The following is a 13,145-nucleotide window of genomic DNA, read 5'->3' on the forward strand; positions in this document are numbered from 1 at the left end:
TCTCATATAAAATATAAGAACTTGAATAGCTCTAATTTAAATTAATTAAGCGAATTGACTTCGCAAATGTTTTGCTCCAATCACCGAAGTGACCAGAGACCCTACACATTTGATTCGTCGAAACTTTGTTCAGTTTTCAAAGGTCTACCGGTTAGCTAACTAAGTAGCTAACCAACACGGTTAATTATATCATCTGGCCATCAAGAAAGTCAAGAACTTTTTTCAAGAAGTTTTACTCGTTTTCCGAACCGGTCAGCTTACTTACAATATCATCTTACCACCCGTTCGTCAACAACAAATTTGATTTAATTTATTGCTAACTCACAAGTGCATTCACAATTATAACTACCAGCCTATTTAATGTCAACCATAAATATGACTTAAATGTCATGTAGTCCTCAAAACCATGTATCAGGTAATTGCCTATTACAAAATTGTGAAAACTAAAAAAGTAGATAACTGTATTTGTAAGACAACAGTTACCTACTTTACGTTATTTGCCTTTAAATTTCAAGGCCTTTTTTGTTTTATTTCAGATCCGTACTATTAGCCTTATCTTGCATCATAAAGGTCAGCGCTAATCCAATGATAACCAGTACGATTGTGAAGTAAATGCCGTAGTGAACCCCGTTAGTGAAACGGACTGCTGAGGAGCCAACCCCGGCATTCCGTCCCAATTCCAAGAAACTTGTAGCCAGCGCCGTAGCTAGGGCACCAACCACCTGCTGCATAGTATTCAGAATCGTACTACCATCTGCTGACTGCATCCCCGGCAGCGAGTTCAGTGCACTCGTCTGTGACGGCGACATCGCTAATGGGCAACCAATCATCAAAATAATGTGGGCTGCAATCACATAGGCAATCGAGGAGCGGGCAGAAGAACATCCTAACATCCCTGCACCAACCAGGGCAATGATAAAGCCAATCATGGCTGGGCGCTTAGCACCAATATTGTCGTACATCCGTCCGGCAACGGCCGATGTCAATGCATTAACTACCCCACCAGGCAGCATAATAATCCCTGTTAAAGCAACTGGAAGCAGCAGACCGTTCTGAATGTACATTGGCAGTAGGTACATTGCTGATAAAATAATTCCAAAGTCGAGCATCACTAGTGTGGCCCCGATTGCAAAGGAACGGTACTTAAACACCCGCAGGTTAAGGATCGGCTCTTCAAGGTGCAGTTGTCGGTGAATATATAGAAGCAAAACAACGATTCCAATTACCAAGGCACTTAAAACAGGTTCCGACAGCCAGCCATCACGGCTTGACAGTGAGGCCCCAATTACCAGGCCAGAGCAACCAACAGCGGATTCTAAAATCGACAGGACATCGATGTGCGGCCGGGTAACGTTACCGACGTTTTCCAGCGAAGCAATCGCGAAGAAGAGGGCAATTAATAAGAGCGGAATAAATAGCCAAAAAATCCAGTTCCACGAAAGCTTAGCCAAAATCAACCCCGTTAGTGTGGGTCCGATTGCCGGGGCAAACATAATTACCAGGGCACAGACACCCATTACCGCCCCAATCTTTTGCGGTGGGAAGATTTGCATAACGACAGCGAACATCAACGGCAGAATCAGGCCGGTCCCAATCCCCTGAATCATCCGACCGATTAGGACAACCGCAAAGGTACTCCCCATCGCCGAAATTGCTGCCCCGACAATAAAGTCGCAGAGGGCAAAAATAATAATTTGCCGTGTCGTGGACCACTTGGACAGGAGGCTGGACAGCGGCAGGATAATCCCAATCACCAGCATGTAACCAGTTACCAGCCACTGAATGGTCCCGGTATTAACATGCAGAGCCAACATTAGCTTTGGCAGGGCGATGTTCAATGATGTTTCACTGAACATCCCCACAAATGCGCCAAGCAGCATGCTGACCATTGCCAATTTAGGATGGCGCACATGCTGACGCGCTTGTGGTTTTTCACTCATAAAAACACTCCTTAATCAATTCTTTTTTTGCACAGTTGGTTACTGTATCAGAATCGATTTGCCTTCGTAAGTGTTTTTAGCTCATTCCTTATTATTTAAATATATATACTTAATAAAATTAAGTTTAGCTGTTAATGAGCCCCTTAATCTTGTCCGGTCGAAAGCCGGTCCAACCGTCAACGCTACTACCGTTGTCAACCATTACAATGGGGACACTGTAATAGCCCAGGGCGCGCAAAGCCTCAATCGCCGCCGGGTCATCACTAATGTCAATTGTCTGGTACTCCAGCTTAAGCCGGTCCATCAGTTGTTTAGTCATCGTACAGCCGGGGCAAAATTTCTTGGTAAATATTCTAATCTGGGCCACCCTTCCCCCTCCTTTGATTACTTTTAACGACGAACTAGCTTATAGCGGTGCGTCCGGTCTGGCGTATCAACCTTGCCGGCTGGGTGACCGATTGCAACAATTACCGTTACCGCGTAGCCATCATCAACTCCCAACTCCTTTAGCAAGTCGGGATGACCATTCAGGGTCTGGGCCCCACTCATCACGTAGACCGACCCGAGATCAAGGGCGGCAGCCTGAACCATGACGTTTTCCGCCGCGGCCGAAGCATCGCGGTCACCAAACGGACTCGTCTTCTTGGTTGAAATCACGAACAGTAACGGTGCCCCATAGCAGGCGTTACTGCTTGCCGTGGCAATTTTCTTCAACAATGCTTCGTCCGTTACCACCGTTGCCTGCATATCTTCAACCTGGTGCATTCTACAGGGAGCAGCTTCGAACGCTGCCACCATTTTCTCAATATCTGGGCCAGCAACTGGCGTTAACGCGTACTTACGGACCGCCCGCCGCTGCAAAATTGGATTTTCCATCATTAAAGGCTCCTTTCCATACTCACGTTACTTTCTATTATAATCGTTTCTTCCTTATTATAGGAAAAATAAGCACCCACCCGCCGTAGATTACCAAACGGCAACGATATTGCAATAGAGTTACAAAGCGATTGCAAGATGTATCATTCCAATAACAATCCGCCCACGTTTCCCTTTAAAGCGGTCACTTATGCTAGCCTTATATAATGGAAATTAACAAACGAACAAATAAAGGAGTCGCGATTTAACGTTTATGGATACTAAGAAACACTACAAGATGTACAAGAGCAACAAGAACTGGTTCTACGCCGCAATCACCACGGTTGCCGTTGCTGTCGGCTTAGTAGCCGGTGGCCACGTTGCGCAAGCAGACACCGTTTCCCCTGACACTATCGCGCAAACAACTGCGGTTACGTCAGCTGCTACCAGTACAGCAACTAGTGCTGCTTCATCCCAACAACAATCTGCTGCTAGCCAAACTAGCACTGCTACTCCTGCATGGCAACCAGCCGATGCCAACCTGAATGCCCAACAAGCCCAATCCGCTGCCGACCAAAAGAACTACGGTAACCTGGATAACTTCAGCATTGCTGACGGTAAGTTAACCGTTTCTGGTTGGAACGCTTCTAATAAAGACGCCAACTACCAAGACCACTACCTGATTGTTTACGACCAAACTCAAGGCAAGGAACTGGGGCGGCAGGCAGTTACGAACCTGCAACGTAACGATGTGCAAAAGGTCTACCCTGGTGTATACAATGCCCAATATTCTGGCTTCAACAACACCTTCGACCTTGATATGACCCCATACTTAAACGATAGTCTGCAAATCATTAGCCGTTACTCCAACGGTGCTAATGGTGAAGGGCAATACTTCGACAAGTGGTTTGGCCCAATCAACCTGGGTAAGGAACAAAAGGCCAACAGCATTGACAGCGTAAAGCAAACTGCTAACGGTCTTCAAGTTACTGGTTGGATGGCCGACGACGCTTCTGCAACGAAGCCATACGCCTACCTGATCCTCCTCAAGGATGGCAAGGAATTAACCCGGAGCCGGGTTCAACTGACCGACCGGGCCGACGTTGCTAAGGCTAAGGGCACGATTTACAACAGTCTGCACAGTGGTTTCAGCACAACATTAAACGTTGACCAAGCCCTTTTGAGCGGTAACCTGCAAATCTTGATGCGCTACACTGATGACGTTAATGGGAACGGTAATTACAGTGACCAGTATTCCAAGACTTACGCTTCCAACACTGGTTACGTTGATGGGTACGCATTAAACAACAACACCATCCATTACACTGGTTGGCACGCCGCTACTAACGCTAACGGGATGAACCACCAATTTATCATCGTCCTGGACGCTAACAACCACGAACTCTACCGGACTGAATTGACCGGCAACCAAAAGAATATCAACCGGAATGACGTTGCTAATGTCTACTCCTGGATTGCCAATGCTAGCCAATCCGGTTTCAGCGTTGATATCCCAGTTCAAGCTAACATGCAACACAAGGAAATCCGGATCCTGCACCGTTACTCCAGCTCTGCTGACGGCAACAGTCAATACGTTGACTTTACTTCTGGTAACTACTCCATCAATAGTGGTTGGCAAGGTGACTACTACTACGACCCCGTTACCGGCCAAAAGGCAACTGGTCAAAAGGTAATCAACGGTGTTACCTACCAATTTGACGCTAATGGTAAGCTGCAAAGCAAGCAACAAAACGCCGTCAACCGGGCCCTCTCCATGCGTGGTGTTCCTTACGTTTGGGGTGGTAACACGCCAGCTGGTTTTGACTGCTCTGGTTTAGTCCAATGGGCATACGGCCTTGGCGCCCGGACCACTTACCAACAACAGGCATTGGGTGCCCACCACTACGACGTTGCTAACGCCCCACTTGGTGCCCTCCTCTTCTTCGGTTCTGACACCACCCCTGGTCACGTGGCCATCTCGCTGGGGAACGGGACTTACGTTCACGCCCCACAACCAGGCCAAACCGTAACGGTCGCTAGCCAACGTTGGTACGCACCAAGCTTCTACGTTGTTCTCTAATTAGATATCCATAAATTTAGAAACGGACTTAGTACGTTCAATGCTAAGTCCGTTCCTTTTTTAAACACTTGGTAGCGATTACAAAATAACCTATGTTAAAATTTAAACATGACACGCTGCTTTTTTATTATGGGGGTTTTATTGTGGAAGATAAAAGACATTATAAACTTTACAAGCATGGTAAATTATGGTGCTGTACGGCAATTACCATCGCTTCATTGACAATTGGAACAGTGGTCCTGCATGCCAACGTGCACGCAGATAGTAATCAACCAGCTACGACCCAAGTTGTAAGTTCTAGTTCCACGGAGGTAATGGCAAATCAACCAGCTACAGCAACCACCGAAAACGAAGTTCCACTAGATCAAACAACTGTCAACAATAACTATGCCGCTAACGACGCGTGCCTTGACCACTACCAGGTCACTACTGATGAAAATAACCAAAATGTATTTCAAGCCAGCGGCTGGCATGCTAGCGGGCAAAGTAATAATGAACGCTACCGTTATGCTATTCTTTACGATAACACCACCAGAAATGAAATTGCACGGCAAAGAATTGCCCCACTAGAGCGCCCCGACGTTCAAGCGGCTTATCCGCATATCAACAATAGTCGGCTTAGCGGGTTCGATATTAACTTCGTACTCCCAAATAATATCAGTGGGCATACCATTAGCTTAGTAACACGTTACAGTAATGATGCCGTTAACGGTGAGGGGCAGCGAACAGACTTCTGGTTCAGCCCAATCATTATCGATAACACGAACCGGGCTAACCTCGATACCCTAGCGGCTGACCAGAATGGCAACCTCCACGTAGGTGGCTGGCACGCCAGTAATCAGGCAATGGGGAAAAAGTATCACTACATTATTATCTATGATCTGACGTCTAATCACGAAATTGCTCGTCAGCTGGTTACCCCCGTGCAGCGTCCCGATGTCGCCCAGGCTTTCCCCACAATCGGTAACGCCCACGACTCTGGATTTGACGTTACCTTCAAGCTAACCCCCCAATATAGCCAGGGGAATCTTTCGATTATCAGTCGGTGGACTAATGATCCGGTCGGCAACGGAGATGACACAACCGATTTTTGGTTTGCCCCTGTGCAAAAGAATAATCAGGGCTGGCTTGACTCTTACAATCTCAGTAAGGGGCAGCTCACCGTCAGTGGTTGGCATGCCAACGATGCCGCTATTTACCAGCCATATCACTACCTTATTCTCTTTGATAACACAGCTCAAACACAGGTTGCTAGTGACCTTGTTCCTACTGATCCATCCCCAGACGTTGCTAAGGCCAATCCAAATACTCGGTCAGCTTACTCCGCCCGTTTCAACTATCAATTTGGGAAAGTTGATTGGACGGCGGGCCATACCTATTCCCTAGTGAGTCGTTACTCGATTTCTAACCAGGGCAACGGTGATGACGGTACTGCCGCAGATCATACCGACTTCTGGTTCCCGGCAATGACCCTTAACCAGCACGCCGCTTACATTGATAACTACCAGATTGATTCCCAGAACATGCTAAATGTCAGCGGTTGGTATGCCAACGATAACGCTGTCGGCAAGAATTATGCCTACGTAATTATCCTCCAGGATGGGCATGAAATTAACCGCCAACAAGTTACGATGACATACCGGCAAGACGTCGCTGCAGTTTTCCCGACAATCTATAATAGCGCAATGAGTGGCTTTACTGCTGCAATTCAACTGCCAGCAACGGCTAAAGGAAATCTCAGTTTTGTCCTTCGTTTCAGCGACCAGAGCGATGGTGAAGGTAACTATGCTGATATCTACACGCAGCCAATTTCAAACGGCTTTATGCATAATCGGATGGTATTAGGCGATAATAATCAGGCCTTTTACTATGACGACCAGGGTCAGGCAGCTAACAACTTTATTATCGATGGTATCCTTTACCGCACTGACGGTAGCGGAAATGTTCTCAATACCATTAAAGACAACACCAATAGTCACATCGGGCAAATTAGTTTCACTGGTGACCTCACCGGTATCAATAAAGATAACCGCAAGCCGGTACAAATTAGTGTCAAGCTAACTGACGGTACCAGTATTGATGGTTGGGCAACGATCAAATGGCAGGGGAACAGTAGTATTGCCTGGCCTAAGAAGGGCTACCGCCTAAAGCTTTTTAAGGACCAAGCAATGACCAAGAAACTAAAAATTAAGCTCCCGGGGAGCGGCTTTAAAACCAATTCTTTCAACCTCAAAGCTTGCTTTACGGACCCAACCGCCGGGCTCAACATCGTCAACGCCGAACTGTTCAAACAAATCACAGCCTCCCGGTCCGGTCTTGCGGATTCAATTGTCAACGATATGCCAAATTACGGTCAAATCGCTGGTTTACCACTAGAACTCGGTATCAATAACCTTGACCAAGGGTTATACGTTTTAGAAACTTACCAAGAAGACAAGCTCTATAACCTTGATGATAAGTTGGCAGATAACATTGCCTTGAGTGATAACCAATCCGATATGTCAACATTCACCCAACCTTTTACCGCTGACGACCTTGTTGATACTGCCTTTAACAACCGGTCCCCAAAGAAAGTCGACCAGTCAGTCGTGGATCGCTTCAACCAGCTTTATCAACTAGCTAATGCCAGTGATGCCGAATATTATAACTTAGAGAAACAGTATCTTGACGTCCCGGCCGCGATTGATTACCTAACTTTCATCTCGGCAATTAATGATGTCGACGGAATTACCAAGAATATCACCTACATTAGCAAGGCCGGTAGTAAGTGGGTCCTGATGCCCTACGATCTGGACATGACCTGGAACAACCTTTATAATGGGGAAACCATGTCGATTAATGCTAACATGGAAGACCTGCTCAATAACTACCAGCAGCGACTTCTCTTAACAATTTACAAGCACCACCGGCAAGACGTTATTGATCGTTACCAGGCGTTGCGCCAGAACGTTCTAAGCACGGCCAACGTCACTAACTTGTTCAACCAGTGGTTTAACAAGGTTGGTAGTGCTGCTTACCAAAATGATGATACCCTTTGGAGCGACATCAGTGTTAACAACGGACGCCATCCCCACCCGGTTAACGTTACTGATTTTGACAATATGATCAGCCAACGTCTCAACAACGTCGACCACTTCTTCGGTCTGGCCTAGCTCCATAACATAACAATCCCCCGCGCCCGGAATTTACCGAGCGCGGGGGATTGTTAAACCAAAAAAATCTTCCCACCTTAATAGCTTGGGAAGATTTCGAAATTTAGCATATATGGTAATGAATGATTAGACATCTAAGGTCTTGCCATACTCATTGTTGATAGTGTCAACAACATCCTTGGCCTTCATGTCGTCTTCAACAATGGTTTCGCCATCACGAAGTGTGTAGGTGGTGTCGTCACTCAGATTGTTAAAATCAACATCGTTACCTTTGGCATCAACAAAATCAAACTTCGAGTTTTGGAAGTTCTTAAGAGCATCTTCATTAATTTCCATGATTATGCTTCCTTTCTTCTTACATTATAATGCTTTTTTCCCAAATATGTTAATTTTTCCGGGTAATTTAGCAATTCTTAAACCTTACCGGCACAAATCCTATCCCCGACCGGGTCGGTTCAGCTTCCGTTCGCCATAGTTTAGCAACCGGGTCAAGGAGAAGGTCAGGATGAAGTAGATCATCATGGCAATAAACAGCGGGAATGCACCTTTGTAAGTAGCGGACTGAACCAGCTGGGTCTGGTACATCAGCTCCGATACCCCAATGACGGAGACAATCGAGCTGTCCTTCAACAGGGTAATAAACTCGTTGCCCAGTGCCGGCCAGATGTTCCGCAGGGCCTGGGGCATGATAACGTACCGCATCGTCAGTTTCTGACTCATCCCTAAACTCCGTGAAGCCTCAAATTGCCCGTGGTTGATAGCCTGAATCCCGGACCGGATAATTTCGGCCACGTAGGCCCCGGAATTAATGGAAACGGCGATGATCCCCGCAACCAGGGCGGGAATGTTTTGGATTATTTCACCAATCCCGAAGTAGACAAACATTACCTGGACCATCATTGGGGTTCCCCGGATAAACTCGATATAGGCAACGGCCAGGCTGTGCAGGACCTTATTCTTGGACCGCCGGAACATTGCGAAGATGAAGCCGAGAATGAACCCAAAGAAGACGGAGAAGACCGTGATGATCAGGGTGTAAACAATCCCCCGAACGAAGTAGTTCCAGTAGTTCAAAACGGTATTCTGCTTGGTCCCCTGGCTCATGTACTTGCCGGCCCGCGGAACATAAACCTTGTCAAAGGTGTCGTGCTTTTGCAGCTTGGTGATTGTCTTGTTGGTGGCCGCAACCAGTCCTGGCGAATCCTTAGCAACCGCCACGGCTGTCCCCTGCTGGCCACTCACCTTGAAGTGGGGGTTGATAGCCTTCAGCTTGTCGTTATTAGCCACAAAGGCCTTGGCCCGGGTGGAGTCCATTACGACCCCGTCAACCTTGTGTGACTGGAGGGCAATGATTAAGTTGTTGACCCGGTCTAGCCCCTTTAGCTTGGCGCCCTTCATCTGCTGCTTGGCCAGGTCGTACTGTTCGGACCCGTTCTGGGCACCGATGACCTTGCCGTCAAAGTCCTTCAGGTTCTTGTACTTTGACTCTTCGGCCTTGTTGATGACAATATCTTGGTTGTCACCATAGTAGACCTTGGAAAAATCAACACTCTTGGCCCGCTCCGGAGTTGGGCTCATGGCGGCGATGACAACATCAACCTTGTGCTTTTCCAGGGCCACCAGGAGGGAGTCAAAGTTCATTACCTTGAACTCGGCCTTGACGCCCAGGTCCTTAGCCAGTTGCTTACCGAGGTCTATGTCGATTCCGACCCGCTTGCTGACGCCGTTTTCCTTAACGGAGAACTCATACGGTGGGTAATCGGCGGCCGTCCCGATGACAATCTTCCCCCGCTTCTTTATTGCGGCGACACTGCTCTGCTGGCTAGCGGCCTGACTCGTGGTGCTGCTAGAGATCGTGGTGTCCGCAAATACACCCGCTGGTGCGAACAGGAAGGGGAGGATAATGGCGATTAACATTAATAATTGCTTGATTTTCTTCATAATCAATACCTTCCTCAAAAATAATCGGTTTAAATATACATCGTTAACGGATATTATGCAATATATTTCGGTAAAATAGTATTTTTATTCATGCATTTGGTGAATACGCCATCGAATATACAAAAAAGGCCAGCAACTGGGTGCCAGCCTCCTAATTTCAAACTATCTACTTGTCTGCCTTACCCTGGGCCACTAAGTAGTGGCGGATGTTGCGCAGGCACTTATTGAACTCGGCCCACTCATCGAAGGTCATGTCGACCGCCGCAACCTGGTAGCGGTCTGGCGGGGTCACACTGGCGACCTCCTTCGTGCCCCTCTTCAGGATTAATTGCTGACCACGGCGTTCGATATCATAATGGCGGCCACAGAGCCAATCTTGCAGGGCTTGGAAAGTATCGGTATTCATTTTCCCACCTCGTTTTCACAGCGTTTGATTTAACTTAATCGTAATTTAACTCTACAATAAAGTTAAGTAATACGAAAGGGGAATCACTTGAATGAAAGCAATGACTAACGAAGCGTTGTTATCAGCAATGAAGAATGACCATGTTGAGATTGATCCGGTAACCAAGGGCGAAGATGTCTACTCGTTTAAGATTGACAACCACCAGTTTGGCCACCTTGACAAGTACGGCAACCTGTATATGGACACCTTTGAAGAAGTAATTTCCCGTCCCCTCAGCCTGGGGAAGAAGACCATCACCCGGTGGATCAACTGGGCCGTGAAGGGCTTCCGAATCAACCGGCGGCGAATCGAAAAGTGGCAGTAAAATTTGAAAAGTTAACTAGTAAAGACGGAGTTGGCAAAATTTTCCTGGCCAACTTCTTTTTATTACTTGTGAAAAAAAGTATAATTAACTGAGGAGGGGATCTGAATGTCATTAATGCAAAATACTTCGGAAATTACTAAAACTGATAAGCAAGTTTACCTAATTACCTTAGTTCGGCAAAGTGCCGACCTGCCAATGTACCTGGACCACATGGTATACGAAACGCCAGCGGCCGGGCACAAGTTCATGGCCAAGTTAGTTAATGCCTTCACCGAGGCCGGCTACCGGCAAAAGCAGGTCAACGAAGACCACTACGAACTGGATAACGGCCTGGACAAGATTTCATTGACCGGGAAGACCCAGGACGTATTCAAAGACTAATTGTTAAAGAAGCTGGTGGAGCACAATCCCCCAGCTTTTTTATTTTGCCCTATCATTACCCCTTCCCTTATAATGGACGTACTAGTCTTTTAAGAGAAGGGGTTACGATATGTCGATTGCAGAGCTTTTTAACCAGGTTGCCGTCATTTTCTTGTTGATGCTGCTCGGTGCCCTCATCCGCAAACTGGGCTTCCTGCACACCCAGTCCATCAATGACCTGACGAACATTACCCTGTACTTTCTATCACCGCTGGTAATCATCAAGGCCTTTGAACAACCCTTTTCGGCACGCCGCTTCAACATCCTCTTGATTCTGATTGTGGGCGTTTTTTTGACCTACTTTGCCTCCATCCTGCTTGCCAAGCTCGTCTTTCACCGGGAAGAAGACCATAACCTTCAGCAAATCGCCATCTACGGAAGTAGTTATTCCAACAACGGTTTCATGGGGGTGCCCCTCGCCCAGGGACTCTTCGGCAGTATTGGTGTTTTTTACGCCGTGGCCTCGATGATTGGCTTCAACGTGATGTCTTGGACCCAGGGGATTGGCATCTTCCAGGGCCAGCACAATCGGGGTAACTGGAGGGCCCAGCTGAAGAAGATCCTGCTGAACCCCAACATTATTGCCATCATCATCGGGCTGGTAATGTTTACGACTTCCCACCGCCTCCCCCACACGGTTGCCAGCTTCATCAACTACGCCAGCCCGGCCTTCACCCCACTATCAATGATTATTATCGGGAGCAACCTGGCAAACCTGAAGCTCAGCAATATCAAATTGCCCCGTGTCCTCTGGGTCAGCCTGGCCCTGCGGAATTTAATCTTCCCCATCATCGGAATCTTCATCCTGGCGGTGCTTAAGATCACCGGTATTCCCCTATATACGACGGTCATCCTCAGCGCCTGCCCGGTCGCCGGCCTGGTGGTCCTCTTCACCCTGCAGGCCGGTGGTGACGCCAAGCCAGCCACCATTCTGATGAGCGTCTCCACAGTCCTCAGCCTATTGACAATTCCTGTCGTATACTGGATCAGTAGTTTCTGGGGGTAATCCAACCAACAACCAAGCCCCGCGCACTCGCTAAGGAATGCACGGGGCTTGGTTGTTCTTGGTATTGAAGGCTAACTTGATTAGAGCTGGTAAATTAGTTCCTATTTACATCTACATCATAACTGAAAAAAATATATTTTTACGTCTGTTAGGGTCATTGAATTTATTCACCGACTTAATAACTACCTATAAAGAATTAATCTTAAAGGCAATTGTCTTGGCAAGTCGCTCGTGCCCTGCCGCGTTCGGGTGCAGGCCTTCCAGTGAAAGATTTGGAAACAGGTATGGGTTATAATTACCGGCATTAAATATATCTAAGACCGGAATGGCAAAGTAGCTGCCAACCGCTTTAACTGCATTTACGTAGTCAACAAATGTGTTTCCCAATTGGTTCTTACGAAGGTTGCCGTCATCGTCATAAAGCCGCCACTCAGCATGATTAGACTTGGCTGGGGTTATCAGTAGGAACTTGACTTGCGGATTTTGCTTAGCCAGGTTCGTGATCATGTACTTAAGGGCCCCACAAAAGGTAGTGACCTTGTCAACGGGATCTTTAACGGTGCCAATCAGTCGGTTTGCAGCGAAGTCGTTGGTCCCACCAAAGATGGTAATTACTGCCTGATTTTTTACGTCCCTAATCTGGTCGCCGATAAAATCGCGGTCATCTTCACCCTTGGCAATTGTTGCTCCGCCAATACCGGTATTACGCGGCGTCGTTCCCAAGTACTTAGCCATTCGGGAAACATAACTTGGAATGTCCGGTCGCGCGGCCGCCCCGTGAGTGAAACTGTCACCAATACAGGTGATTGGCTTATCCATGTACGGGAAAACTGCATTCCGAATTATTCCTAAATCGTGTTCATTCATCATTGATCACTCTTCTTTCGATAGCTAATGGTGTTATCCGTAAGCACACCATAACGACACGTCTATAAATTGTCAGCAGGACCTCCTATACTGAAATCATCAGTAAGGAGGTCT

The 13,145-nt window shown here is 47.3% G+C and carries 12 protein-coding genes; 5 read left to right on the plus strand and 7 right to left on the minus strand.

The window, feature by feature from the left end:
* Nucleotides 1-527: 527 nt before the first annotated feature.
* From QOS01_RS09305 to QOS01_RS09315, 3 genes are all read right to left on the minus strand, one after another.
* The gene (locus QOS01_RS09305) at nucleotides 528-1,940 is read right to left on the minus strand and encodes a DHA2 family efflux MFS transporter permease subunit (protein ID WP_283622114.1); all 1,413 of its coding nucleotides are present in this window, start codon (nucleotides 1,938-1,940) and stop codon (nucleotides 528-530) included.
* 124 nt (nucleotides 1,941-2,064) lie between these two features.
* Nucleotides 2,065-2,307 (minus strand): glutaredoxin family protein, encoded by a 243-nt coding sequence (locus tag QOS01_RS09310; protein WP_283622115.1) that lies wholly within the window; start codon nucleotides 2,305-2,307, stop codon nucleotides 2,065-2,067.
* A 23-nt stretch (nucleotides 2,308-2,330) separates the two neighbouring features.
* Nucleotides 2,331-2,816 (minus strand): nitroreductase family protein, encoded by a 486-nt coding sequence (locus tag QOS01_RS09315; RefSeq protein WP_283622116.1) that lies wholly within the window; start codon nucleotides 2,814-2,816, stop codon nucleotides 2,331-2,333.
* A 253-nt stretch (nucleotides 2,817-3,069) separates the two neighbouring features.
* Between QOS01_RS09315 and QOS01_RS09320 the strand changes: the two genes are divergently transcribed.
* A complete protein-coding gene (locus QOS01_RS09320) occupies nucleotides 3,070-4,875 on the plus strand; it encodes an NlpC/P60 family protein (RefSeq protein WP_283622117.1) in 1,806 nt (601 codons plus the stop codon).
* 143 nt (nucleotides 4,876-5,018) lie between these two features.
* Entirely contained in the window at nucleotides 5,019-8,027 is a 3,009-nt protein-coding gene (locus QOS01_RS09325) for a CotH kinase family protein (protein WP_283622118.1), read from the plus strand.
* Between the two features lie 126 nt (nucleotides 8,028-8,153).
* Here QOS01_RS09325 and QOS01_RS09330 read toward each other — a convergent pair whose 3' ends face one another.
* The 3 genes from QOS01_RS09330 to QOS01_RS09340 all read right to left on the minus strand — a co-directional run bounded on the left by QOS01_RS09330 (nucleotide 8,154) and on the right by QOS01_RS09340 (nucleotide 10,374).
* Complete coding sequence (locus QOS01_RS09330) at nucleotides 8,154-8,363, minus strand: hypothetical protein (RefSeq protein WP_283622119.1); 210 nt, start codon at nucleotides 8,361-8,363, stop codon at nucleotides 8,154-8,156.
* Between the two features lie 99 nt (nucleotides 8,364-8,462).
* Nucleotides 8,463-9,968: an ABC transporter substrate-binding protein/permease gene (locus QOS01_RS09335; protein ID WP_283622120.1), complete on the minus strand. Its 1,506-nt coding sequence runs from the start codon at nucleotides 9,966-9,968 to the stop codon at nucleotides 8,463-8,465.
* 166 nt (nucleotides 9,969-10,134) lie between these two features.
* The gene (locus tag QOS01_RS09340; RefSeq protein ID WP_283622121.1) at nucleotides 10,135-10,374 is read right to left on the minus strand and encodes a hypothetical protein; all 240 of its coding nucleotides are present in this window, start codon (nucleotides 10,372-10,374) and stop codon (nucleotides 10,135-10,137) included.
* 91 nt (nucleotides 10,375-10,465) lie between these two features.
* Here QOS01_RS09340 and QOS01_RS09345 point away from each other — a divergent pair, with 91 nt between their 5' ends.
* The 3 genes from QOS01_RS09345 to QOS01_RS09355 all read left to right on the plus strand — a co-directional run bounded on the left by QOS01_RS09345 (nucleotide 10,466) and on the right by QOS01_RS09355 (nucleotide 12,164).
* A complete protein-coding gene (locus QOS01_RS09345; protein WP_283622122.1) occupies nucleotides 10,466-10,738 on the plus strand; it encodes a hypothetical protein in 273 nt (90 codons plus the stop codon).
* A 105-nt stretch (nucleotides 10,739-10,843) separates the two neighbouring features.
* The gene (locus QOS01_RS09350; protein ID WP_283622123.1) at nucleotides 10,844-11,119 is read left to right on the plus strand and encodes a hypothetical protein; all 276 of its coding nucleotides are present in this window, start codon (nucleotides 10,844-10,846) and stop codon (nucleotides 11,117-11,119) included.
* A gap of 109 nt (nucleotides 11,120-11,228) precedes the next feature.
* Nucleotides 11,229-12,164, plus strand: coding sequence for an AEC family transporter (locus QOS01_RS09355; protein ID WP_283622124.1), 936 nt, complete (start codon nucleotides 11,229-11,231; stop codon nucleotides 12,162-12,164).
* A 186-nt stretch (nucleotides 12,165-12,350) separates the two neighbouring features.
* On the opposite strand, the gene QOS01_RS09360 is transcribed toward QOS01_RS09355, so the two are convergent.
* Nucleotides 12,351-13,034, minus strand: a complete 684-nt coding sequence (locus QOS01_RS09360; RefSeq protein WP_283622125.1) for an SGNH/GDSL hydrolase family protein — start codon at nucleotides 13,032-13,034, stop codon at nucleotides 12,351-12,353.
* Nucleotides 13,035-13,145: the final 111 nt, after the last annotated feature.

The organism is Limosilactobacillus avium (assembly GCF_947381485.1).
GTDB classification, from domain to species: Bacteria; Bacillota; Bacilli; order Lactobacillales; family Lactobacillaceae; genus Limosilactobacillus; species Limosilactobacillus avium.

Bases quoted from the DNA above. Each gene is read 5' to 3' on its own strand.
- QOS01_RS09305 (WP_283622114.1), bottom strand. From the start codon at position 1,940: ATGAGTGAAAAACCACAAGCGCGTCAGCATGTGCGCCATCCTAAATTG.
- QOS01_RS09315 (WP_283622116.1), bottom strand. From the start codon at position 2,816: ATGGAAAATCCAATTTTGCAGCGGCGGGCGGTCCGTAAGTACGCGTTA.
- QOS01_RS09320 (WP_283622117.1), top strand. From the start codon at position 3,070: ATGGATACTAAGAAACACTACAAGATGTACAAGAGCAACAAGAACTGG.
- QOS01_RS09330 (WP_283622119.1), bottom strand. From the start codon at position 8,363: ATGGAAATTAATGAAGATGCTCTTAAGAACTTCCAAAACTCGAAGTTT.
- QOS01_RS09335 (WP_283622120.1), bottom strand. From the start codon at position 9,968: ATGAAGAAAATCAAGCAATTATTAATGTTAATCGCCATTATCCTCCCC.
- QOS01_RS09340 (WP_283622121.1), bottom strand. From the start codon at position 10,374: ATGAATACCGATACTTTCCAAGCCCTGCAAGATTGGCTCTGTGGCCGC.
- QOS01_RS09345 (WP_283622122.1), top strand. From the start codon at position 10,466: ATGAAAGCAATGACTAACGAAGCGTTGTTATCAGCAATGAAGAATGAC.
- QOS01_RS09350 (WP_283622123.1), top strand. From the start codon at position 10,844: ATGTCATTAATGCAAAATACTTCGGAAATTACTAAAACTGATAAGCAA.
- QOS01_RS09355 (WP_283622124.1), top strand. From the start codon at position 11,229: ATGTCGATTGCAGAGCTTTTTAACCAGGTTGCCGTCATTTTCTTGTTG.
- QOS01_RS09360 (WP_283622125.1), bottom strand. From the start codon at position 13,034: ATGATGAATGAACACGATTTAGGAATAATTCGGAATGCAGTTTTCCCG.